The organism is Tahibacter aquaticus, assembly GCF_004363655.1.
GTDB classification, from domain to species: Bacteria; Pseudomonadota; Gammaproteobacteria; order Xanthomonadales; family Rhodanobacteraceae; genus Tahibacter; species Tahibacter aquaticus.
On the sequence record NZ_SNZH01000001.1, the window covers coordinates 263,083 to 284,829 of the forward strand.

Here is a 21,747-nt window from a genome sequence, read left to right on the forward strand (position 1 = left end):
GCCGGTGCAATGAGCGACATTCTGATTGTGTACTACAGCCGCAGCGGCGCCACCGCCCAGCTCGCCCGCCTGATCGCCCGCGGCGTGGAGGAAATCACCGGCATGCGCGCGCGCCTGCGCCAGGTGCCGCCAGTGGCGCCGGTCACCGAAGCCGCCGCGCCGCCCGAGCCCGAGGCCGGCGCGCCGTATGTCAGCCGCGACGATCTGCGCGAGTGCGCCGGCCTGATCCTCGGCAGCCCCACCCGCTTCGGCAATATGGCCGCGCCATTGAAATATTTCCTCGACAGCACCGGTGCCGAATGGGCCAGCGGCAGCCTGGTCGGCAAACCGGCGGCCGTCTTCACCTCGACCGGCACCCAGCACGGCGGGCAGGAGTCGACCCTGCTGTCGATGCAATTGCCGCTGCTGCACCACGGCATGCTGGTCGTCGGTATCCCATTTACGGAGCGCGGCCTCAACGGCACGCGGGAAGGCGGCACCCCGTACGGCGCCAGTCATGTCGCCGGCATGGGCGGCGATCTGCCCATCAGCGAAGTGGAACGCGACCTGGCGCGCGCGCTGGGCCGCCGCGTTGCCGACATTGCGCGCCGCCTTGGAGCCAGCCCATGAACCCGCGCCTGCTCGGAGTACTTGCCTGGGGCGCGCTGGTACTGCTGCACCTGCTCTGGCTGGCCTGGCTGGCGCCGCCGCGCAACGGCTCCGTACTGCTGGCGCTGCTGCTGACCGTAGGCCCGCTGCTGCTGCCGCTGCTGGCCCTGCGCCGCAGCCTGGGACGTGCGCTGCTGTGGGTGGGCATTCTGGGTCTGTTTTACTTTTGCCATGGCGTCGTTGCCGCCTGGGGCGAACCGCAGGCGCGCTGGCTGGCCTGGATCGAAATCGTGCTGTGTCTGGTGCTGACCTTCGCCCTGGGCTGGGGCGCACGCGGCTTCAGGCGCAAGCCGCGCCGCTGAAACCACCGCGTCATCGAAGAGGAGCGCTGCATGAGCTTTGTCCAGGCCGCTGCCGAACTCGGCAACCAATACCGCGACGACCGTGTGTTGCGCTCGCACCTGCAGCGCTGCCTGCCGGCGCCGATGCGCGACAGCATCGCGCCGGAACTGGACGAACTCGGCGCGCACGCGGCACTGGCGTGGCAGCGCGAACGCGGGCGCAGCGCGTGCGAACCGCAGCTGACCCCGTGGGATTCCCAGGGCAACCGCATCGACCGCATCGAACTGACTCCGGCCTGGATCGAGTCGCGCGGGCTGGCCGCGCGCCTGGGCCTGGTCGCCGCCGGCCATGAAGACACCTATGCACAGCACGGCCGCACCCACCAATTTGCATTGGTTTACCTGCACCATGTGGCCAGCGCGTTCTTCACCTGCCCGCTGGCGATGACCGACGGCGCGGCCACCTGCATCAAGGCTGCGGCAAATACCGAATTGCTGGCCCGCGCCTGGCCGCGCTGGCTCAGCCGCGATCCGGAGCAGTTCTGGATTTCCGGCCAATGGATGACCGAAACGCCCGGCGGTTCCGACGTCGGCAACAGCGAAACCGAGGCGCGCCAGGACGCCACAGGCCAGTGGCGCCTGTACGGACGCAAATGGTTCACCTCGGCGGTACAGGCCGACACCGCCCTGGCCCTGGCCAGGCCCGCAGGCGCGGGCCCGGGCGCAGAATCGCTGAGCCTGTTCTACCTGGAACCGCGCGACGCCCAGGGCCGCTGGCAAGGTGTACAGATCAATCGTCTCAAGCCCAAGCTGGGCACGCGCGAGCTACCCAGTGCCGAGACCGAGCTGGTCGGCATCGCCGGCACGCCGGTCAACGGCATCGGCCATGGCGTGCGCAGCATCGCGCCCATGCTCAACGTGACGCGCAGCTGGAACGCGGTCTGCGCCATTGCCACCCTGCGCCGTGCCCTGGCGCTGGCGCGCGACTACGCCACGCGCCGGCGCGCCTTCGGCAAGCTACTGGCGGAACAGCCGCTGCACCAGGCCACCCTGGCCGACCTGCAGGCCGATTTCGAAGCGGCATTCCAGCTCACCTTCGAAGTGGTCGGCCTGCTCGGCCGCGCCCAGCACGACCAGGCCAGCGACGACGAACGCCTGCTGCTGCGCCTGCTCACGCCGCTGGCCAAGCTGTGGACCGGCAAACTCGCCGTGGCCATCACTTCCGAAGCGATCGAGTGCTTCGGCGGCGCCGGCTATATCGAAGACAGCGGCCTGCCGCAACTGCTGCGCGATGCGCAGGTGCTGCCGATCTGGGAAGGCACGACCAATGTGCTGTCGCTGGATGTCCTGCGCGTGCTGCGCCAGCCGGCGGCACTGGACAGCTGGCGCCGCGCACTGGACCGACTGCTCGATGCGGTCGGGGCAGCGGAACTGAAGAACGCTGCAGCAGCGGTACGCACCCAAGCCATGAGCCTGCCCACAGCGATTGCCGCGCTGGCCGCCGAACCGGCGCGGCTCGAAGCCGCCGCGCGGGAAATCGCGCTGGCCCTCGCGCGCCATTTCGCTGCGGCACTGCTGCTGCGCCAAGGCGACTGGTCGCTGCGTCACGAAGGCGATCCGCGCACGGCGGCAGCGGCAAGACGCTTTATCGGCAGAAGTAGGGCAGCGATGCTGGACCGCTACGACGATGCAGCCTTGCTGGTACTGGAACGCTGAGCCAAGCCGCACAGCGAATTCGCCCCGTCGACCGGAAAACACCGCCACCATGTCCGACACACTTCCCAGTCAGCTGGTCTCGCTGAGCAAGTTCCTCAGCCTGGTGTTGCGGCACGATCCCGCGGCGATCGGGCTCGGCCTCGACGAACAGGGCTGGACTAGCATCGATCGCCTGCTCGCCTGCGCCGCAGCGGCCGGCAAGCCGATAGACCGCGCCATGCTGGACCAGATCGTGGCGCAGAACGACAAGAGGCGCTTCAGCATTTCCGCCGACGGCCTGCGTATCCGCGCGGCGCAGGGGCATTCGGTGGCGGTCGACCTGGGCCTGGCCGCCAGGGAACCGCCGGCGCAGCTGTTCCACGGCACGGCGACGCATTTTCTCAAGGCGATACTGGCGCAGGGACTCAGGCCTCAATCGCGCCAGCAGGTACATCTGAGCGCCGATGCCGATACCGCGCGGAACGTCGGCCAGCGTCACGGCAAGCCCGTCGTACTGTGCATCGATACGCAAGGCATGCGCCGCGAGGGCCACACCTTCTTCCAGGCCGACAACGGCGTCTGGCTGACCGATCATGTGCCGGCGGAATTCCTCGGCCTGGCCGCTGGAAATTAATTGATACGTACACAAATAACAAAAACATCAATGCATTCGCTGCGCGTTGGCGCGACGAATGCGCTGTAGTCGCATCGCCCGGCCAGCGCCACAGTTTGGCGCCCGCCAACGGCCGCCTGGGGCCTAGCCCGCCTCGAAGCGATTGGCCGCACGATTCTTGCGCACGCTGCGCGGATCCCAGATACGCCCGTTCATGGCCACGTAGACGCCGTCGGGCAGCGACTGCAGGGCTCCGACCGCACAGCCGACATTGAATACCGCGTCCGAACCCTGGAAGCGTGCCGGGTTCAGTGCGCCGGTCAGCACGATCACACGCTGCGGAATCTGTGTCAGCACCAGCGCGGTCTCCACCATGGTGTCGGTGCCATGGGTCACCAGTACGTGCCGGTGCGGCTGCTGCGCGACGGTACGGCGAATCAGTTCGCGGTCGTCGGCGGTGATATGCAGGCTGTCCTTGCGCAGTATCGGGATCAGCTCGAACGAAAACGCGACGCCGAGCTGATTCAGAATGTCGCCGATCGACGGCGCGCCAATCTGGTATTCCGACTTGTCGTCGAAATACACCTTGTCGATGGTGCCGCCGGTGGTGACGATGGTCAGGTGCTGCATCGCGAAATCCTAGCCGGAATGCCGGCCGGCATTATGCGGCTGCCGATGAAGCTTGCGGCCATCGGTGCAGCGGCGTGAATCAACCGCGGCAGAGAGGCCGGAGCGGAATGCCGCTCGCCTGGCCAAGAAGAAACCCCTGCCCGCAAGTGCGGGTCAGGGGTTCTCCCGTTACTGCCGCCAGCCCGTGCGCTGGCGACCCTTGCAGGCAATGGCTGTAACGAACGCCACGCCAGTCCGGCAGTCGCGCAACGTTGGCTGCGCGATGACCGGGCTCCTCCCCTCCGAGGATGGTTTGCGGGGCAGCCCTGCTGCACCCGCGATGCTTGAGGCGGCGCGTTCGCACGCCACGCTCGGGAATTCGTCGGTAGTGCGGCCGTAAGGCGCCATCGCCACCGGCCCTGCTGATGCAACGGTCCCGTTGCCGGACCGCTGGGTACGAGTCCGGGGCTGCGGCATTGCCGCAGCCACGGTGCGTCCCGTTGGGCGTCCCTGCGCCTCCACCGGCATCCCGCCTGTGGAATCGGTGCCGCACGTCCAGCGCGGCACCGTCATCTACTACTCGTAATTGCGATCAGAACTGGATCGACCACTGGTTGATATAACCGGTATCGCCCGAATAGGCGTCGGTCACCTTGAGCTGCCAGGTGCCGTTGCGCGGCGAAGCCGACGTGTTGACCGAATAAGTCGCGATCACATTGGCTGCGCTGTCGCTGGAGCTGGCGTTCTTCAGGCGGGTGCTGGTGCCGTTCGGGGCAATCAGGTCGATCTGCAGGTCGCCGCGGTAGGTGTGCACGATGTTGACCGCGACCTGGGTCGTGGTCGAACCGTTGCCGCTCTGGCCGCTGACCGTGATCGGGCTGGACACATTGCCGCTGTCGGGGATGTTGTAGTCGGTGGTGTTGCTGAACAGACCACCGCCGCCACCGCCCGTGGTGTAGCTACCCTTCAGGCTGACGCCCGAGAAAGCCGAGTAGCCGCGTACCTTGACGTAGTAAGTACCGGTCTGCGCCGTGGCGATGGTGCAGGTTTCGGCATTGCCGCCGAGGTACGGACGGCAGTCGTAGCTGCTGGTGGTCGGGGCCGAGCCGAACTTGACGTAGAGATCGGCATCGCCGGTGCCGCCGGACATTTCAAACTTCAGGCCCGTCGCGCCGGCCGGCACGGCCAGGGTATAGGTCAGTTCGCCGTTGGCCGCACCGGACAGGCCGGTCACGGCAACGCCGTTGCTCAGCACGTTGCCGCCACCGCCGCCCGAGGACACCGTCACCGACGAGGTCTTGGTATTGGTTGCGCCGCCGTTGTCGGTCACCGTCAGCGTCACCGTGTAGGTGCCGGCGGCGGAGTAGGTCTTGCTCGGGTTGGCCGCGGTCGAGGTGGTGCCGTCGCCGAAGTTCCATGCGCGCGATGCAATCGTGCCGTCGCTGTCGGTGGAGGTGTCGGTGAAGCTGACCGTCAGGCCGCTGGGACTGGCGCTGAAGTTGGCCGTCGGCGCCACGTTGCCGCCACCGCCGCCGCCGACGGCGGCGAGGGTCTTGGCCGCGTCGATGATGCCGGTGCCGCAACCGCCGGAGCAGGTGCCCGGCAGCGGCTTGGCGTTGTTCTTGATCAGGGTTTCGATCTGGTCCGGCGTGAGGCTGGGGTTCTTCGACAGCATCAGCGCGGCCAGGCCGGCCACGTGCGGCGACGCCATCGAGGTGCCGGCGTAGAACGCGTAGGTTTCGCTGCTCTGGGTACTGGTGCCGGAGTTCAGCGTCGACAGGATGTCGCCCGCACCGCCACTACCGTCGCCGCCTGGGGCGGACACGTCGATCAGCGCGCCGTAGTTGGAGTAGCTGGCACGGCTGCCGGCCTTGGTGGTGGCGGCAATCGAGATCACGCCGCTGCAGTTGCCGGGGTCGAAGCCCGATACATTGGCGTTGTCATTGCCGGCGGCGATGGCCAGCACAGTGCCGCGCGAACGCGCCGAGTTGATCGCATTCTGTTCGGTCGAGGAGCAGGCGCCCTGGCCGCCGAGGCTGAGGTTGATCACCTTGGCCGGCGTGGCGTTGGCCGGCACGCCGGAGACAGTGCCGCCGGACGACCAGATGATGGCGTCGGCGATGTCGGCGATGGAGCCGCCGCATTTGCCCAGTACGCGTACCGGCTGCACCTTGGCATTGAAGGCCACGCCGGCAACACCCTTGCTGTTGTTGGCGATGGCGGCAACCGTGCCGGCGACGTGGGTACCGTGCCAGCTCGAACCCGAGGAATACGGCACGCCGCATTCGTTGGTGGCAAACCAGTCGCCTTCGTCGTTCGGGTTGGAGTCGCGGCCGTTGCCGTCGCGCGCCGTGGTGGAGCTGGAAATGAAGTCGTAGCCCGCCACGGTCTGGCCGGCCAGATCGCTATGCGGGGTGATGCCGGTGTCGATCACCGCCACCACGATGCCGCTGCCGGTGGCCACGTCCCAGGCGGTCTGCACGTTCATGCCGCCGACGCTGTTGAACATGTCCCATTGTTCGCTGTAGCGGGTGTCGTTGGGAACCAGGAAAGCGCGCACGCGCTTGTTCGGCTCGACCTTGCTGACACTCGGGTTCTTGGCGATCTCGACCATCATCGCGTCGGCATCGAAGCCGCGCCGGGAAGCCGTATCGACCCGCAGCAGCATGCCTCCGGTCGCCAGTTCGCGTTCGATGCTCAGGTCGAAACCCATGGCCTTGCTGACCCGCTCCACGTCGCCGGCGGCCAGCATCTGCGCTTGGGCCGAGAGGGCTTCGCTGCGCTGGATCGATTGTTCCTGGCCGTTGTAATAGACGATGAAGCTGTCGATTTTTTCGCCGGGCGCCGCCACGGCAAAATTGACCTTGTCGGCAAATGCTGCGCGGTCGGCTGCGCTCAAGCCTGCGGATTGCGCCGAAAACGCTGCGCCAAACAATGCCAGCGCCAGCGCGCTACGACGAAAACCACGGTGCAAAACTACTTTCACGATTGAACCCCCACCGGATAAAGGAATGTACGGCTGCGTTGGTGTCCCACCAGGCAACCCCGTGCATCGCTCCCGTCCGCTCGCCGCGCACTTCCCCCCCAACGACTGCCGTTCCGTAACGGTGGGCGGCCGTGGCCAACAACCTGTGCTGATTAACCGCAGAGCCTGCCAGACCCTGTTCATCGATTATCGCGAGCGTGCATCCAGAACCCCCCGGCTCTGAAAACGCGGGGCAAGCTAGCAGCGGAAATTGCCGTCCGTCAACCAAAAACCGCCGCTAAGTGATTGATCCATCACGAATATTGCTGCAATGCAATATTTATGTCCGGACAAATTAGGGTAACTACGAAAGCGTTCGGATTGGCTGTGGCCCGCGCCAATACTGGCCCGTAGGTCGGTCGGTGCATTGCGCAAGAGTGACCGAATTTGTCACAAAACGACGCGGCAATGAATCGATCGTTAACAACTGCAACCGGGGTCAGGGCTGCTGCCGGGGAGTCGATTGCGCAGCCCGGTGCGCGAATGCGGCGATTCCGGTAAAAACGGCTCGGCCCTTGCGACCGATCCAGGCTCAGCTTGCAGGATTAGTGAAACTCCTCACACTTTGTGCTGGCAAAACCACCATGCGCAGGCACGACGGATGCAGAGAGGGCGAAGAGAGAGCGATCAGCCCAGCGGCCTCAGCGCCGCCCACCCATCATGCGAACCTGCCGCGGGCGGCGCAGGTACGCGATCACAGCAAGAACCAGCAGAAACGGCACCGCATAGACGCCGCGGGTGGCCATGCGCTGAGTTGAGTTCAGGGATTGGCCAAAGATGAAATCCATCGCCACGTCCGGGTCTGCCAGCAGACGCTCGGCTGCCGGCGCCAGCGCCTTTGCCGCCCAGCCCTGGCCCAGGTCGCGCAGGAACGGTGCGGCCTTGCCCAGGGTTTCGCCCAGCACCATGAAACCCGACACCAGCGGCGCTTCGCGCATGGCCGAGCGGCGTACGATGGGCCCCAGATCGGGCAGTGCCGTGGCGCCGCCCCAGAACACGCTCTGCCAGAGCAGCGTCAACAAGAACAATGCCGTCAGCAACAGGTGTGCATACTTTCTCATTCTCGCCTTCTCCACACTGTCGAGTGCCATGGTTCGCGCCGCAGCCAAGCTTGTGCCCAGGCAAACAACAGGTCAACTGCAGCGACCGCCTGAGGGGACCGGCTGCAGTTTTGCGTCCTGGGATAGCAGCGCAAGGCCTTTTCCCATGGACCAAACTGTGATTGCACGCACGCAAGCCGCCCCCTGCCTCAGCGCATGCTGCGCGCAAGGTTGCGTACAGGGCGCATCCGCAGGATCGAAACAGGGCAATCGGATGGCTAAGGCGGTCATCGAAACGGGCGCAGCAACGGCGCGGCAGCAGCCGCGTTCCCGTCGGCATTGGCCGGTCGCCGCCGGCCCCAGGGCCTGCCCATGAGCAACCACGGCAATATCCGCACCGACGGCGCCGCGCGCGACGAACTGCGCCAGCGCTGTCTTTCCCTGGTACGCCGCTGGCAACCGCTGGCCCAGGGCGGCTGGGATCGCAATGCAGCGCGCCAGCTCGGCGACGAACTCGACCAGATCGGCGATACCAGCGAACGCCTGGGCCTGGACAAGCTCAACAACGATGCACTGGAACTGGCCGCCTACCTCTGCTCGTTCATCGACGATGCCCTGCTGCCGAATACCCGCGACCTCGCCCGCCTGGCTCAGATGGTCGAAGCACTGGGCGCCGATCTGACCGACCTTTCCGCCACGACCAAGGCCGCCGTACATACCCTGCCCAGCGCACGCATCAGCGCCGAGATGCCGGTGGTGCGCACTGCGTCGTTGCCGCCGGCGCGGGTCGCAGAAAAAGAAATTGTGGAAAACATTGCACAGCCGCCGCAGCAAGCCGAGGCCAGCGCGGCGACACCGGCGGCAGAGCCGCTCGCCGCCGTTGTGCCGGTGCTGCCGCCCGCGCCAGCAACCGATTTCAGCGCGCTGCTGGCCACGCCCCCCGCCGCGGCGGCGCTGGTGCGGCCAACACCGCCTACCGCCACCGCGTCGCCACCGCTGACCAGCGGCAACGACGGTCTGATGCGCCTACCGCGGCTGATCGCGCTGCATGGCATCGACGACAGCATCGCACCCGGTCTGATCAGCGCCCTGCGCGAACGCGGCTTCGACACGCGCGTGTCCAGCGAAGCGGACGACCTGATCGATTTCCTCGGCAATGCCGTACCCGGCGCGCTGATTCTCGATGCGCGCAAGCTGCGCGTTTACGGCCGCGTGCGCGCCATCTACGACAAGCTGGCCGCCGACGGCGAGGCGCTGCCCAGCCTGATCGTGGTGTCGCCGGATGCGGACCTCGGCCATCGGCTGCTGGCCATGCGTGCCGGCGCCGCTGGATTTTTCCAGTCGCCGGTCGACAGCCTGCGCGTACTGGCCAAGCTGGACGAATTGCTGGCGCATACCGCCGCACCGGCCTGGCGCGTGCTGCTGGTCGCGCCCGACCGCAACAATGCGGTCGACGCCGCCCGCGCCCTGGCCGAGCGCGGCATGACCGCCCGCATCGTCGGCAACGGCCAGGGGACGCTGGCCGCGCTGGCCGAATTCCGCCCCGATGTCGTCGTGCTCGACTGCAACCTGCCCGATGTCGGCGGTATCGAACTGACCCAGATGATCCGGCAGCAGCCCGAATACGCCGCGGTGCCGATCATTCTTGCCGCCGACGCCTCGGCGGTGAACCTGCGTTTCGACGCGATCGCCGCCGGCGGCGACGAGTTCCTGGTCAAGCCGCTGAAGACGCGCCACCTGCTCAGTGCGGTCACCTCGCGCGTGCGCCGCGCGCATTGGCTGCGCGAAGTCATCGGCAATCCGGACGGGCGCGACAGCCGCACCGGCCTGTATTCGCGCACGGTGATCATCGAAAAACTCAGCGCAGCACTCGGCGACCGCTCGGCGGCGCTGCTGACGGTGGCGATCGACCGCGCCGGCGAGCTGCGGGAAAAGATCGGCCTCACCGGCCTGGCCGCGATCGACGCCCATGTCGGCAACCTGCTGCGCACCCAGCTCGACGAAGTCGATCTTCCGGCACAATTTACTGATTTCCACTATTTCGTCATGCTGCACCGGCGCTCGCGCAACGACATCACCGACATTGCCGAGCGCCTGCGTTTCGCCCTTGCCACGCATCCGTTCATCTACCAGGGCCAGAGCCATCCGCTGACCACGAGCATCGGCATGGCCCTGCTCGGCGGCGAACACGCCAGCGTCGACGAAGTGGTGACCAATGCCGAGGCCGCGCAGATCGCCGCGGCCCACCTGGGCGGCAACCGCGTGCTCTGGTTCGAGGCCAAGGAAGCCGCGCTGCTGCCGTCGGATCCGATGCTGGCCGTGCGCGCCGTGCTGAGCCGTCCGCTGACACCGGAACAGACTCAGTTCGAGTTTCAGCCCATCGTTGCCCTGGCGGGCAAGCTCAGCGGCCAGTTCGAGCTGAGCTTCAAGGTCAAGAGCACGCAGCAGGCCGGCGTTGCCGTCGCCTATGCCGATCTGGCGCCGGTCGCCGCGGAGTGCAATCAGCTCACCACGCTGGACCGCTGGTTGCTGGAGCGCAGCCTCAGCGTGCGCGAGGAACAGCTCAAGCGCGGCCGCCAGCTGCGCCTGTTCGTGCCGCAGTCGGTGGCGACCCTGCTCGATCCAGACATTCCCTACTGGCTGGCGCGCGAGCTGAAAGAGCGCCACCTGTCGGGCACCGGGCTTACGCTGGAACTGAACTGCTCCGAATTGATCGACGCCGGCGCACGCGCCTCCGAGCGCCTCAAGTTCCTGCACCAGAGCGGCGTGCGCGTCTGCCTGGTCGACTTCGGCCGCGACTGGGCTGCCGTGCATGCGCTGAAGAACCTCACCATCGATTTCGTGCGCCTGTCCGCCGGCCTGGTATCGGAACTGGGCACGGCCAAGTCCATGAGCGACACCTTGCTCGCCCTGGTGCGCAAGGCACATGCCGCCGGCTGCGCTGTGATCGCCCCTGAAGTGGATTCGATCAACCGTGCCCACTTGCTGCTGCGGCTGGGCGTGGACTACGGCGTGGGGCCGGCGTTTGCGCGTCCTTCGGGCACGCCAGAGTTCGATTTCACCAGACCTCTTTGGTGAAAAACCACCGCGCTCACACGATGCCGGGGGCATCGTGTGCGGTGGTTTTTCGGTGAAGCCCCCAGGCCGAACGGCAAAAAACATGACACGCGATGCCACCGGCATCGCGTTCCCAATCTCTGCCGCGCTCACACGATGCCGGGGGCATCGTGTGCGGTGGTTTTTCGGTGAGGCCCCCAGGCCGAACGGCAAAAAACATGACACGCGATGCCGCCGGCATCGCGTTCCCAATCTCTGCCGCGCTCACACGATGCCGGGGGCATCGTGTGCGGTGGTTTTTCGGTGAGGCCCCCAGGCCGAACGGCAAAAAACATGACACGCGATGCCACCGGCATCGCGTTCCCAATCTCTACGCCGCCCTCATATATGCCGGCAGCATGGTCTGCGGCGTTCTTTTCGATGAACCCCACACCAACCAGCAACAACCAAAACACGCGACACCACAAGCATCACGCTCCAATCTTTACCGCCACAACGCTCTTGCCCACCCCTGTTTCTGCAAAACTGCCCACCCCCACCAAAGCCCCCAATCGTGGATCCCTACCGCCAATCCCTGGCCCGCCGCTACGCCGAATTGAACGATGCCGAACTGCGCCGACGCCTTGAGCGCGACGAACTCTCGGAAATACCGCGTGAAATAGCGCTGGCCGAACTGCACTCGCGCGGCCTGGCGCTGGCACCACCCCCAACGCAGCGCACGTTTGCGCCGCCGCTACTGCACCGGGACGTGGAATTCACCGCCGACGGTTTCTCCGCCAACCCCTACCAGACGCCGCGCGCCGATATGCTGGATACGCCAGAACGATCCGGTGCATCGCAAATCTGGAATACGCTGTGGTGGACCTATACCGCACTGTATACTTTGTATGCCTTGCGCACCGTTTCCATGCCGCTGCGCCAGGGCAGACTGTTGAATTTTGGCGTGGTCGTGATGCTCGCGATAATGGCCCTGACCTGCCTGGGGCTGATCGGTTGGTGCACGCGCAGGCGCTTCCTCTGGCGCGTCGTCTGGATCGGTGTAGCGGTAACGGCATGGCTGTGGGCCGGGTTATTGGGGTTGGCATCGGCAATCGTGATGCTCGATGGGACAGCAGCGCCGATCGCGGGATACCAGCCCGAGTGGCTGTCGCTGGCAATGACCGCCGCGGTGCTGCCACTGGCCTGGGCGCTTTCCCGCTACGCTTGCGACAAATCGATCTGGTAATACCGCCGCTACGCTTCTGGCCGCGTTTGGCGTCGCGCCGGCAGCAGGTCCCGTGCCTGATCGCATGTTCGCCCGTCTTCGGCCGCCGCGTTATCGTCCCCATCGCACCCCGACCAGAAGCCGCACCCGTGGAAATCACCCGCGAATCCCTGCAGCAACGCTACGCCGACCTGACCGACGCAGCGCTGCTGAAACGCCTTCGCTCCACCGATCTGACCGACCTCGCCCGCGAAATCGCGCTGCAGGAAATGACGCAGCGCGGTCTGGTGCTGTCGCCAGTGGAGAACGAAGCTGCCTCCCCACCGCCCGATTTCGAATTCACAGCAGACCAGTTCACGCAAAACCCGTATCAGTCGCCGCGCGCCGGCCCTGTCGAGCGCGCCACATCACGGCCACGGTCGCCGCTGCCGAGGATCTTGTGGTGGTTCTATACCGGCGGCTTGGGCCTGCTCGTACTCGTGGTGATGGCGCAGTGGGTACTACGCGGTGCGCCGGCGGCCGAAGGCCTAGGCCTGGCACTGAACGCTTGGGCAGTCGCCGGCCTGGCCGGCTGGCGCCTGCGCAGACCGCTGCTGAGTTCCTGGGTCTGGGTCGCCTGCTTCGCGCTGACGCTGACGCAAGCAGTACTGCTGGCGCGGATCCTGTTCGGCATGGCTTTCACCGACGCGGATAAAGGCATGACCCTGGTCTTGTCCCTGGCGCTGGCTCTATCGCTGCCGGCTTTGCCGTTGCTATGGGGGTTGCTCAGTTACGCCTTCCTGTCGCCGTCGATCTGGCGACGGCCGGCGGAAACATAATTAAACAGGTATAAAATGTAGAATTTTTCCAGCACGGCATCGCCTCTACATCATGCCCGTTTCGAGCTTCGCCACATCCGACATCATGGCGTGGGTCCAGGGCGGATCGAAGGTGAGTTCCACGTCGGCGGCGGCAATGGTCGGAATCGCCTCGACCTTGGCGCGCACGTCGTCGACGAGGATGTCGCCCATGCCGCAGCCGGGCGCGGTCAGGGTCATGCGCACGCGCACTTCGCGTTCGCCCGATTCGCCACGCACCAGGTCGCATTCGTAGACCAGGCCCAGGTCGACGATGTTGACCGGGATCTCCGGATCGAAGCAGGTTCGCAATTGCTGCCAAACCAATTTTTCCACTTCTTCATCACTGGCGCCTTCGTCCACCTCGATAGTGGCGGGCGGCTCCTTGCCGATGGCGTCGGCATCCTCGCCCCGGATGCGGAACAGGTTGCCTTCGATGTAGACGGTGAAGCTGCCGCCCAGAGCCTGGGTGATATAGCCGATCTGGCCGGCCGGCAAGGTGACGCTCTCGCCCTGCGGCACCATCACGGCGGCGCAGTCGCGTTCGAGCTTGATCGGTTCGGAGCTGTTGCTATATCCGGCCATGAGCGGGTTCGAATCCTTCCGGCGCAGGCCGGCAATACGGCAAAAACGCTGATTATGCGGCCTGACGCCGGCCCAGGCCCAGCTCTGCCAGGCAGGCGCCGAAGATTTTCATCGCCGCCTCGATGTCTGCCGGCGGCAGACTGGCATAGCCCAGCAGCAGGCCGTTGCGGCTGGGCTGTCCGAGGAAATAGGGTTCGATCGCATAAAGTCCAAGCCCGCGGTCGGCAGCCAGCGCAATCAGGCGCTCGCACTGGCTGCGGCTGATGCCGGGCAGCCAAGCGACCAGATGCATGCCCGCATGAGTATCGGCCACCTCTACCGCCGGCGCATGCCGGCGCAATCCACCCAGCATGGCATTGCGCCGCTGTTTCAGGGTCTTGGCCGCATCGCGCAGGTGGCGCTCGAAGCTGCCGTCGGCCATGAAACGGGCCAGTGCACCCTGCTCGATGGCCGGACAGCCGCGGTCGCAGAACCACTTGGCGGCAACGAACGCCTTCTTCAGCCCCGGCGGCAACACCATGTAGCCCAGGCGCAAGGAAGGAAACAAGGTCTTGGAAAAGCTGCCGATGTAGATCACACGGCCGTGCCGGTCCAGCGACTGCATGGCCGCCAGCGGATGGGCGTCGTAGCGGAACTCGCCGTCGTAGTCGTCCTCGATCACCCAGGCGCGCTGGCGCGCAGCGTATTCGATCAGCTCCAGACGCCGTGCCAGCGACATCACCGCCCCGGCGGGGAACTGGTGCGACGGCGTGACCACGACCAGGCGCGCGCCGCGCTCGGGCAGTTCGTCGGTGCGCAGACCGTCCGCATCCACCGCCACCGCTTCGACGCGCGCACCGTGCGCCTGGAACACCTGGCGCGCGCCGCGGTAGTGGGGGTCTTCCAGGATCACGCCGTCGGCAGGTTCGACCAGCACCGTTGCGGCGAGGAAAAACGCCTGCTGCGTGCCCGACACGACCAGGATGTCGTCGGCAGCGGCAACGATGCCGCGCCGGCGCGCGAGGTAGTCGACGATCTGCTCGCGCAGGGCGCGCAGGCCTTGCGGATCGGGATAGTCCAGCTCCGCATGCGCCGAGGCCTGGGCCAGGGCGCGGCGCCAGGCCGAGGTCAGCGCCGGATTGGTCAGCGGCGAGCCGTATTGCAGGTTGTAGCGCAGGCCCTTGTACTGGCGCCCGGGAATGACTTCATCGAACACTTCGCGCGCGCGCCGGGCGTAGCGTGCGACCGGGCTGGTCGGCACCACCCGCGGGGCGCTGCGCGGCTTGCGTGCGGCCTCGATTTCGGCCACGTACGAGCCGGAACCGACCTTGCCGACGAGAAATCCTTCCGCATGCAGCTGCTCGTACGCGGCCAGCACGGTATTTCGGGAAAGATCCATTTCTCTTGAAAGTACACGCGTTGCCGGCAGGCGTGCGCCGGCGGCGACGCGGCCGGCCAGGATGGCGGACTTCAATGCCCGCGTGAGTTGCGCGTACAGCGCGCCGTTGCCGTCGAGTTCGAGATACACGATTGGCCCTTTCGCACACAGCGATTGCGGTTCTTGGTGGTGCCAATTCTGGACCAGATACTGGCCGCGTCAATAGCCAGGGGAGCCAACCATGGTCGAAACCGCCCGCCACCAGGTCCGCCGCGTCAAGGAACGCGCGAGTTATCAGCGCGAACAGGTGCATGCCATCCTCGACGCAGGTTTCCTCGCCCATGTCGGCTTCGCCGGCTCCGACGGCCAGCCGTTCGTGATTCCCATGATGTACGCTCGCGACGGCGAAGACATCCTGCTGCACGGCTCCATCGCCAGCCGGCTGATGAAAAGCCTGGCCGAGGGCATCGCCGCCTGCGTCAGCGTGACTCATGTCGACGGCCTGGTACTGGCGCGCTCGCATTTCCATCACTCGGCCAATTACCGCTCGGTAGTCTGCTTCGGCCGCGCCGTCGTGGTGGACGATGCCGCACAGAAAGTGGCTGCACTGGCCCGTTTCGTCGACGCCATCCTGCCCGGCCGTGCGGCCGAGTCGCGCGAAGCCGACCGCAACGAGCTGGCGGCCACTCTGCTGCTGCGCTTTTCCATCGAAGATGCCAGCGCCAAGGTGCGCCAGGGCGAACCCAAGGACGATCCGGCCGACCGCGGCCTGCCGTTGTGGGCCGGCGTCGTGCCGCTGCAGCAGGGCTATGCCGCGCCCATCGCCGCCAGCGATTGCCCCCTGCCGCCGCCGGCCTCGGTACGACGGCTGTTGGCGGTTGGGGACGGCACATGATCGACTACCGCCTGGGCGAAGTGCCGGATCTGGCCGCCGCACGCGATCTGTATGGCGACTGCAGTCTCGGCGTGCGCCGGCCGATCGGCGACGACACGCGTTTTGGCGCAATGCTGTCGCATGCCAACCTGATCGTGACGGCCTGGGACGGCGAACGCCTGGTCGGCCTGGCGCGCAGCCTCAGCGATTTCGGCTTCACCACGTATCTGGCCGACCTGGCCGTGCGCGACAGCCATCAGCGCCTGGGTATAGGACGCGAACTGGTACGCCAGACCCAGCGCGCCGCGCCGCAGGCCAAGATCGTGCTGCTGGCAGCGCCGGCCGCGGTCGACTACTACCCGCGCATCGGTTTCAGCCACCATCCCCAGGCCTGGCTGCTCGACGGCGACGCGCCGCTGCGCTAGCAACGCGGAAAGCACGGGGTATCATGCGCGGCCTCCACGTCACGCAGCGCCCATGCCCGTACCGTCCAATCCTGTCTTGCCGCGCCATGACGCCTGAACCCCGGCGTCCGCGCCTGAATTGGCTGGGCCTGGCGACCGCGCTGATGGTCGCCCTTGCCGGCGGGGCGGTGTGGGCGCTGATCGCGCTGTGGCATGAGAGCGAGCTGTGTTTTCTGGCCCTGCCCTTGTCAGCCTTCATCGGCGTGCTGCTGCGGCGGCCCGGTCCCGGCGTGAATGCCATCGGCGGCTTGCTGGCGCTGCTGTTCAGTACGCTGGCCTGTGCCTATGCACTGGGCCTGATCGCGACCGCCCAGGTGTCGCTGCTGCTGGGCCAGCGCCTGACCGACACCTTGCACCGCATCGGCACCGACATGGCTCTTTCCGTTGCCTGGGCCAGGTTGGACATGTTTGATCTGGCCTGCCTGGCCGCCGCATTGCTGCTGGGCACCGCCTGTGCCGCGCTGCCGCCGCGCCGCAGCCCGCCCGCATTTCCTGCCGGCTGAACCACCAGTGCGGCAACGCCGCCGCGTTGTCATCGCCGCTCCCGTCCGCAGATACTTGCGAACTGTCTTGTCGATTGCCGAGTGCCCATGCTGCAGACTGCCTACGATCATTTCGAAGCCGGCCGCTACCGCGAAGCCGAACCCATCCTGCGCAGCGTTCTGGCCCACGACGGCAACAACGAGGCTGCCTGCATGCTGCTGGCGCTGAGCCTGCAGGCGCAACGCCGCGGCGACGAAGCCGCTTTACTGTTCCAGCGCCTGGCGGAAGCACCGGGTGCGAGCTACGAGCACTGGAACAACCTCGGCAACTGCCTGCGCGAGGCCGGCCGCAATACCGAAGCCGAGCGGGCCCTGCGCGAAGCGCTGCGCCGCAACCCCAACGAGCCGGGTGTGCTGATGAACCTCGGCCTCAATTCGCTGGATCTGGGTGACGCCGTCGGTGCCGGCCGCTGGCTGGAGCGCGCCTTGCTGCTGGCACCGCAGGACGGCGAGATCCGCGTCTATACGGCGATGGCAGCGTTCGAGAACGGCGAGCCGGAAAAAACCCACCAGTTGCTGCAGAACTGGCGCCAGTGGCAGATCTCGCCCGCGTCGCTGGCCGAGGCCGCCTGGCTGGTAATGCGCCTGGACCAGATCGACACCGCCGAACAGATGCTGGTTGCGGCCCTGCGCAGCGATCCGGAGAACGCGCGCGTGCTGCTGCGCTGCGCCGGTCTGCATGAACGCTGCAACCGCGTGGACCAGGCGATGCGCATTGCCGAAACGCTGTCGCTGCGTGACGACCTCGATGCGGGCATGCGGGAAGACCTGGCCCTGCTGCAGGCCGGCCTGGCCTCCCGCAGCAGCGACGTTGCCACCAGCCGGCGCCTGCACGAAGACCTGATGCAGAACCGCCAGCAGCTGGAAAAGAATCCGCACATATATTTTTCCTACGCACGAGTCTGCGACCGCGACGGCGACGCCGCCGCAGCGATCGCCGCGCTGGAAAAGGCACATGCGGCCAAGACCGAACAGTTACGCCGCCGCGCGCCACATATGTTCGACAGCAGCGCCAGCCCGCTGACCATCGCCAGGCACCGCGTCAGCCCGGCCCAGTTCGCCGGCTGGTCCACCCAACCCGATGCACCGGACGCCGAAGCCAGCCCGATTTTCGTGGTCGGCTTCCCGCGCTCGGGCACGACCTTGCTGGAAACCATGCTCGACGCGCATCCACAGCTGGTCTGCATGGACGAAAGGGCGTACCTGCAGGACCAGATCGCCTTCATGCAGACCAGCGGCCTGCGCTACCCGGAAGACCTGGGCAAGCTCACGCCCGGCCAGTGCGCAGCGATGCGGGCGATCTATCGCGAACGCGTGGCGCGGCATACGCGCTGGGGCGACGGCGTGCAGCTGGTGGACAAGAATCCGCTGAACCTGCTCAAGCTGCCGCTGATCCGCCGCGTCTATCCGAACGCGCGCATCATCCTGGCGCTGCGCCATCCGGCCGACGTACTGCTGAGCAACTACATGCAGAACTTCCGTTCGCCGGTATTCGTCGCCATGTGCGAGACACCGGAAAGCACGGCGCGCGGCTATGCCACGGCGATGGATTTCTGGTGCGACCAGTTCGACGTGCTCGGCGGGAATGTGTTCGAATCGCGCTACGAAACCCTGGTCGGCGACCTGCCGGGCCAGGCGCGCCGCCTGGTCGATTTCCTCGGCCTGCCCTGGAACGATGCGCTGCTGACACCGCATGCGCATGCCGCTTCGCGGGGCTACATCTCCACGCCCAGCTATACCCAGGTGACCGAACCGGTGAATACGCGCGCGGTGGAGCGCTGGCGGCCTTACCAGCAGTGGCTGGAACCGACCAGGCCGCTGCTGCAGCCTTATCTGGACCGCTGGGCCTACGCCTGGTAAGCGGCAAGAAAAAAGGTACAAAAAATAGAAAGCTAAAAAGCAGCCCGGCAGCGCACTGACGCCCCGGGCTGTACCGCGTCATTCGCGCCGCACGGTCACATTGCCGCTGAAGCTGTCGATGGATATGTCGCCGTCGCCGTCGCCGGCCTTGGCCTTGAGGCTGGAACCGGGGCCGTGCTCGGGTTTTTCCACCGTGCCGAAGTCGGAACGCAAGGTGCCGCTGAAGCTCTCTGCCTCGATGCGTGCCGACAGGTTCGCGGGAAGGTTGAGGCGTACATCGCCGCTCATGGTTTCGAGTTCGATGCGCGCGCCCTTGTCCAGGGCGCCGCTGATTTCGATGTCGCCCGACACAGTACTGGCATTGGCCTGCTTCAACGGCGTGGCGGCGCTGATGCGCACATTGCCGGAAACCGTTTCGTAGCGGTTGTTGCCGCCGACGCCGCGTGCCACGATGTCGCCGCTGACCGACTCGATCGAGGTGTCGGCGGACTTGCCGTCGAATTCGACGTCGCCGCTGACGCTTTCCAGACGCAGGCGCGGCGTGGTCACGGCCGATACGCGTATGCGCCCGGACACGGAATCCACTGCAACCTCGCCGCCGGAAAGCTCGCTGATCGCGACGGTGGCGCTGACGACGCCCACTTCCAGCGATACCGTGCGCGGTACCTTGATGTTGAGGATGGTTTCCTGCATCGAGGAATCCGAGCCCCAGTTGAACCAGCCCTTGGACTTGTCAGGCCCTTCGACGCGGATGTTCAGGCTGCTTTCGCCGCCCTCAACCGCCAGGCGCCGGGCGCCGTCGCCGAGGGTGCCGCTGATGGAAACCTCGTTCTTGTCCCAGGCCACCACGTTCACCGCGCCCTTTACGTTGTTCACTTCGATGCGGGCGTCGGCATCGACCTTGCGCGTCTCGTCGATTGGCGTGCCGGCCAGCGCGAGGCCGGGGGCAAACAGCACGCCCAGTACTAGCAATTTCGTCTTCATGTCGTCTCCGGAACAGGATTCAGCTCGACGCTAGCCCCATGCGCGCAAGTTTCAGCCGTCGTTCGTTGGTGCGATTGAGCAGACCGACGAGGAAAACCGCGTCGGGTTGTTGTTGCAGCATCTGTTCGATCTGTTCCGCCGCCGCGTCGAGTTCCACCGCGGCGGCGACCAGGCGCGGATCCTGCGTACGCACCTGCCTGAACTGCTTGTTGACCTGGTCCATTGCCGCTGCCGGCGTGTTCTGCGCGGCGACTTCGTCGGCGGGATTGCGGTTTTGCCCTTGCCACAGCGCAGTGACCAGCAGTCCCAGCAGCACGCTGGCAGCGGCGGCGAAGGGCAAAGCCCAGCGTCGGCGCGGTGCGGCCGGCGGTGCGGCGACGGCCTGTTCGGCGGCAATGCGTGTGGCAATGTCGAGCCAGAGATCGCGCTGCGGCTGCACCGCACCGCCCAGGTCGCGCATCTGCCGGCGCCACTGGAATTCGTTGTCGCTCATGCCGCTGCTCCGAGTAGTTTGCGCACCAGGCCGCGGGCGCGGTGCAACTGCGCCTTGGACGAACCTACCGCCATGCCCAGCTCTCTTGCGATTTCTTCATGTTTCCACCCTTCCACATCGTGCAATACCAGTACGGCGCGGGCGCGCGGCGGCAATTTCGCCACAGCCTGTTCCAGATCGGCGCGTTCGCCGGCGCAGAACGGCACGTCGCCGCCGGCCGCCAGTTCCAGCACTTCGTCGTCGACGTTCTGTTCGTTGCCGGCGCCACGCAGGTCCATCAGGGCGACATTGACGCCGAGCCGGTACAACCAGGTGGAGAATGCACTTTCGAAGCGGAATCCGGCCAGCTTCTGCCAGGCGCGGACGAAGGCGTCCTGGGTCAGCTCCTCGGCACGGGCGTGGTTCATGCCGACGATTCGCAGGATGGCGCCGTGGACGCGGCCCACGTGCTTGCGATACAGCAGCTCGAAGGCGCGTATATCGCCACCGATGGAGCGCTGGACCAGGGCACTGTCGTCGGCGGGAACCGGAGCCGACTCAGGCATCGCATAACTCATGGGCAGGCAGGCAGTATTCATGGTGCCAGCTTGGATGCGCCATTCCGGCGCAGGGTTTAAGCCAGCCTGCGCGCATGCGCTGCCGCAGCACATACCGTGGCGAAGTGAATGTCGACGATGTCCGCCACGTCCGGGGCATAACCGCCTGCCATGCTGATCGCCAGTGGCAGACTATGCCGCAGGCAGGCATCCAGCACCATGTCGTCGCGGGCGGCCAGGCCGGACTTGCTCAGGGCCAGGCGGCCAAGCCGGTCCTGCGCATAGGGATCGGCACCGGCGAGGTAGATGACGGCGTCGGCACCGGCCCGGCTCAGCGCCCGCGGCAGGTGGGTGGCCAACGCATCCAGGTACTGCGCGTCGTCGCAGCCGTCTGCCAGCTCGACGTCCAGATCGCTGCATTCCTTCACGGCCGGGTAGTTGCGCTCGCCGTGCAGGGAGAAAGTGAAGATGCTCGGGTCGTCACGCACGATCGCCGCGGTGCCGTTGCCCTGGTGTACGTCCAGGTCGATCACCAGCAGGCGCCGGGCCAGGCCCAGTGCCTGTACATGGCGCGCGGCAATGACAGAGTCGTTGAAGACGCAATAGCCGGCGCCCTGGTCGGCAAACGCGTGATGCGTGCCACCGGCCAGGTTTACCGCCACGCCGTCACCGCGCAGCGCCGTTTCCAGCGCAGCCATGGTGCCGCCGGCAGAACGGCGCGAACGCTCGATCATCGACGCCGACCAGGGAAAACCGATCTTGCGCAGCTCGGCCGCGCTGAGTTCGCCGCGGCTGGCGCGCATCACGTAGGCGGAGTCGTGGGCGCGCTGCAAGGCCGCGTCGCTGGCCGGCTGCGGTTCGATCAGCGCGATACCCAGGCTGTCGGCCGCCGCCGCGACGCGCTGGTACAGCAACGCATACTTCGCCATCGGAAAACGGTGTTCCGTCGGCAGCGGCAGTACGAAGTGATGGCAGTAGTAGGCGTTCACGCGCGTGTGACGAGGGCAGCTGGCAGGCAACGCGCGCGGCGCGGCCGCTGCACGT

At 66.4% G+C, this 21,747-nt stretch carries 20 protein-coding genes; 11 read left to right on the top strand and 9 right to left on the bottom strand.

What is annotated here, in order from left to right:
- Nucleotides 1-9: 9 nt before the first annotated feature.
- Genes wrbA through DFR29_RS01080 form a run of 4 tightly spaced genes read left to right on the top strand, consistent with a single transcriptional unit; the run spans nucleotide 10 to nucleotide 3,258 of the window.
- Entirely contained in the window at nucleotides 10-609 is a 600-nt protein-coding gene (wrbA, locus tag DFR29_RS01065) for an NAD(P)H:quinone oxidoreductase (protein ID WP_133816703.1), read from the top strand.
- Nucleotides 606-950 carry a DUF2069 domain-containing protein gene (locus tag DFR29_RS01070; RefSeq protein ID WP_133816704.1) on the top strand — a complete coding sequence of 115 codons (345 nt, stop codon included), beginning with the start codon at nucleotides 606-608 and terminating at the stop codon, nucleotides 948-950. The genes wrbA and DFR29_RS01070 overlap by 4 nt, the downstream gene beginning before the upstream one ends.
- 30 nt (nucleotides 951-980) lie before the next feature.
- Nucleotides 981-2,645: an acyl-CoA dehydrogenase family protein gene (locus DFR29_RS01075; protein WP_133816705.1), complete on the top strand. Its 1,665-nt coding sequence runs from the start codon at nucleotides 981-983 to the stop codon at nucleotides 2,643-2,645.
- A gap of 49 nt (nucleotides 2,646-2,694) precedes the next feature.
- A complete protein-coding gene (locus DFR29_RS01080; RefSeq protein ID WP_133816706.1) occupies nucleotides 2,695-3,258 on the top strand; it encodes an RNA 2'-phosphotransferase in 564 nt (187 codons plus the stop codon).
- Nucleotides 3,259-3,381: 123 nt separating this feature from the next.
- Here the strand turns inward: DFR29_RS01080 and DFR29_RS01085 are convergent, their stop codons facing one another.
- The 3 genes from DFR29_RS01085 to DFR29_RS01095 all read right to left on the bottom strand — a co-directional run bounded on the left by DFR29_RS01085 (nucleotide 3,382) and on the right by DFR29_RS01095 (nucleotide 7,932).
- Nucleotides 3,382-3,867: an asparaginase domain-containing protein gene (locus tag DFR29_RS01085; protein ID WP_133816707.1), complete on the bottom strand. Its 486-nt coding sequence runs from the start codon at nucleotides 3,865-3,867 to the stop codon at nucleotides 3,382-3,384.
- A gap of 571 nt (nucleotides 3,868-4,438) precedes the next feature.
- Entirely contained in the window at nucleotides 4,439-6,598 is a 2,160-nt protein-coding gene (locus DFR29_RS01090; RefSeq protein WP_425598815.1) for a S8 family serine peptidase, read from the bottom strand.
- Nucleotides 6,599-7,512: 914 nt separating this feature from the next.
- Nucleotides 7,513-7,932 carry a hypothetical protein gene (locus tag DFR29_RS01095; RefSeq protein ID WP_133816709.1) on the bottom strand — a complete coding sequence of 140 codons (420 nt, stop codon included), beginning with the start codon at nucleotides 7,930-7,932 and terminating at the stop codon, nucleotides 7,513-7,515.
- Between the two features lie 351 nt (nucleotides 7,933-8,283).
- Between DFR29_RS01095 and DFR29_RS01100 the strand changes: the two genes are divergently transcribed.
- The 3 genes from DFR29_RS01100 to DFR29_RS01110 all read left to right on the top strand — a co-directional run bounded on the left by DFR29_RS01100 (nucleotide 8,284) and on the right by DFR29_RS01110 (nucleotide 12,990).
- Complete coding sequence (locus DFR29_RS01100) at nucleotides 8,284-10,989, top strand: EAL domain-containing protein (RefSeq protein WP_133816710.1); 2,706 nt, start codon at nucleotides 8,284-8,286, stop codon at nucleotides 10,987-10,989.
- 574 nt (nucleotides 10,990-11,563) lie between these two features.
- Nucleotides 11,564-12,193: a hypothetical protein gene (locus DFR29_RS01105; RefSeq protein WP_133816711.1), complete on the top strand. Its 630-nt coding sequence runs from the start codon at nucleotides 11,564-11,566 to the stop codon at nucleotides 12,191-12,193.
- 128 nt (nucleotides 12,194-12,321) lie between these two features.
- On the top strand, nucleotides 12,322-12,990 hold the full coding sequence (locus tag DFR29_RS01110; protein WP_166653799.1) for a hypothetical protein: 669 nt from the start codon (nucleotides 12,322-12,324) through the stop codon (nucleotides 12,988-12,990).
- Nucleotides 12,991-13,035: 45 nt separating this feature from the next.
- Here DFR29_RS01110 and sufT read toward each other — a convergent pair whose 3' ends face one another.
- Both sufT and pdxR read right to left on the bottom strand, forming a co-directional pair.
- Nucleotides 13,036-13,593 (bottom strand): putative Fe-S cluster assembly protein SufT, encoded by a 558-nt coding sequence (sufT, locus tag DFR29_RS01115; RefSeq protein WP_133816713.1) that lies wholly within the window; start codon nucleotides 13,591-13,593, stop codon nucleotides 13,036-13,038.
- 52 nt (nucleotides 13,594-13,645) lie between these two features.
- Entirely contained in the window at nucleotides 13,646-15,100 is a 1,455-nt protein-coding gene (gene pdxR / locus DFR29_RS01120) for a MocR-like pyridoxine biosynthesis transcription factor PdxR (protein ID WP_133816714.1), read from the bottom strand.
- 91 nt (nucleotides 15,101-15,191) lie between these two features.
- Between pdxR and DFR29_RS01125 the strand changes: the two genes are divergently transcribed.
- The 4 genes from DFR29_RS01125 (at nucleotide 15,192) to DFR29_RS01140 (ending at nucleotide 18,690) form a co-directional block, all read left to right on the top strand.
- Complete coding sequence (locus DFR29_RS01125) at nucleotides 15,192-15,845, top strand: pyridoxamine 5'-phosphate oxidase family protein (protein WP_133816715.1); 654 nt, start codon at nucleotides 15,192-15,194, stop codon at nucleotides 15,843-15,845.
- Nucleotides 15,842-16,249 carry a GNAT family N-acetyltransferase gene (locus DFR29_RS01130; protein ID WP_133816716.1) on the top strand — a complete coding sequence of 136 codons (408 nt, stop codon included), beginning with the start codon at nucleotides 15,842-15,844 and terminating at the stop codon, nucleotides 16,247-16,249. The genes DFR29_RS01125 and DFR29_RS01130 overlap by 4 nt, the downstream gene beginning before the upstream one ends.
- Nucleotides 16,250-16,335: 86 nt before the next feature.
- Complete coding sequence (locus tag DFR29_RS01135) at nucleotides 16,336-16,791, top strand: hypothetical protein (protein WP_133816717.1); 456 nt, start codon at nucleotides 16,336-16,338, stop codon at nucleotides 16,789-16,791.
- An 87-nt stretch (nucleotides 16,792-16,878) separates the two neighbouring features.
- Nucleotides 16,879-18,690, top strand: a complete 1,812-nt coding sequence (locus DFR29_RS01140; protein WP_133816718.1) for a sulfotransferase family protein — start codon at nucleotides 16,879-16,881, stop codon at nucleotides 18,688-18,690.
- Between the two features lie 78 nt (nucleotides 18,691-18,768).
- Here DFR29_RS01140 and DFR29_RS01145 read toward each other — a convergent pair whose 3' ends face one another.
- Genes DFR29_RS01145 through DFR29_RS01160 form a run of 4 tightly spaced genes read right to left on the bottom strand, consistent with a single transcriptional unit; the run spans nucleotide 18,769 to nucleotide 21,692 of the window.
- Nucleotides 18,769-19,674, bottom strand: coding sequence for a DUF4097 family beta strand repeat-containing protein (locus DFR29_RS01145; RefSeq protein ID WP_133816719.1), 906 nt, complete (start codon nucleotides 19,672-19,674; stop codon nucleotides 18,769-18,771).
- A 19-nt stretch (nucleotides 19,675-19,693) separates the two neighbouring features.
- The gene (locus tag DFR29_RS01150; RefSeq protein WP_133816720.1) at nucleotides 19,694-20,167 is read right to left on the bottom strand and encodes a hypothetical protein; all 474 of its coding nucleotides are present in this window, start codon (nucleotides 20,165-20,167) and stop codon (nucleotides 19,694-19,696) included.
- A complete protein-coding gene (locus DFR29_RS01155) occupies nucleotides 20,164-20,745 on the bottom strand; it encodes an RNA polymerase sigma factor (protein ID WP_133816721.1) in 582 nt (193 codons plus the stop codon). Before DFR29_RS01155 ends, DFR29_RS01150 begins: the two co-directional genes overlap by 4 nt.
- A 35-nt stretch (nucleotides 20,746-20,780) precedes the next feature.
- Complete coding sequence (locus DFR29_RS01160; protein WP_133816722.1) at nucleotides 20,781-21,692, bottom strand: histone deacetylase family protein; 912 nt, start codon at nucleotides 21,690-21,692, stop codon at nucleotides 20,781-20,783.
- Between the last annotated feature and the right edge of the window lie 55 nt (nucleotides 21,693-21,747).

Bases quoted from the DNA above. Each gene is read 5' to 3' on its own strand.
- wrbA (WP_133816703.1), top strand. From the start codon at position 10: ATGAGCGACATTCTGATTGTGTACTACAGCCGCAGCGGCGCCACCGCC.
- DFR29_RS01070 (WP_133816704.1), top strand. From the start codon at position 606: ATGAACCCGCGCCTGCTCGGAGTACTTGCCTGGGGCGCGCTGGTACTG.
- DFR29_RS01075 (WP_133816705.1), top strand. From the start codon at position 981: ATGAGCTTTGTCCAGGCCGCTGCCGAACTCGGCAACCAATACCGCGAC.
- DFR29_RS01080 (WP_133816706.1), top strand. From the start codon at position 2,695: ATGTCCGACACACTTCCCAGTCAGCTGGTCTCGCTGAGCAAGTTCCTC.
- DFR29_RS01085 (WP_133816707.1), bottom strand. From the start codon at position 3,867: ATGCAGCACCTGACCATCGTCACCACCGGCGGCACCATCGACAAGGTG.
- DFR29_RS01090 (WP_425598815.1), bottom strand. From the start codon at position 6,598: ATGCTGGCCGCCGGCGACGTGGAGCGGGTCAGCAAGGCCATGGGTTTC.
- DFR29_RS01095 (WP_133816709.1), bottom strand. From the start codon at position 7,932: ATGAGAAAGTATGCACACCTGTTGCTGACGGCATTGTTCTTGTTGACG.
- DFR29_RS01100 (WP_133816710.1), top strand. From the start codon at position 8,284: ATGAGCAACCACGGCAATATCCGCACCGACGGCGCCGCGCGCGACGAA.
- sufT (WP_133816713.1), bottom strand. From the start codon at position 13,593: ATGGCCGGATATAGCAACAGCTCCGAACCGATCAAGCTCGAACGCGAC.
- DFR29_RS01125 (WP_133816715.1), top strand. From the start codon at position 15,192: ATGGTCGAAACCGCCCGCCACCAGGTCCGCCGCGTCAAGGAACGCGCG.
- DFR29_RS01130 (WP_133816716.1), top strand. From the start codon at position 15,842: ATGATCGACTACCGCCTGGGCGAAGTGCCGGATCTGGCCGCCGCACGC.
- DFR29_RS01135 (WP_133816717.1), top strand. From the start codon at position 16,336: ATGACGCCTGAACCCCGGCGTCCGCGCCTGAATTGGCTGGGCCTGGCG.
- DFR29_RS01140 (WP_133816718.1), top strand. From the start codon at position 16,879: ATGCTGCAGACTGCCTACGATCATTTCGAAGCCGGCCGCTACCGCGAA.
- DFR29_RS01145 (WP_133816719.1), bottom strand. From the start codon at position 19,674: ATGAAGACGAAATTGCTAGTACTGGGCGTGCTGTTTGCCCCCGGCCTC.
- DFR29_RS01150 (WP_133816720.1), bottom strand. From the start codon at position 20,167: ATGAGCGACAACGAATTCCAGTGGCGCCGGCAGATGCGCGACCTGGGC.
- DFR29_RS01155 (WP_133816721.1), bottom strand. From the start codon at position 20,745: ATGAATACTGCCTGCCTGCCCATGAGTTATGCGATGCCTGAGTCGGCT.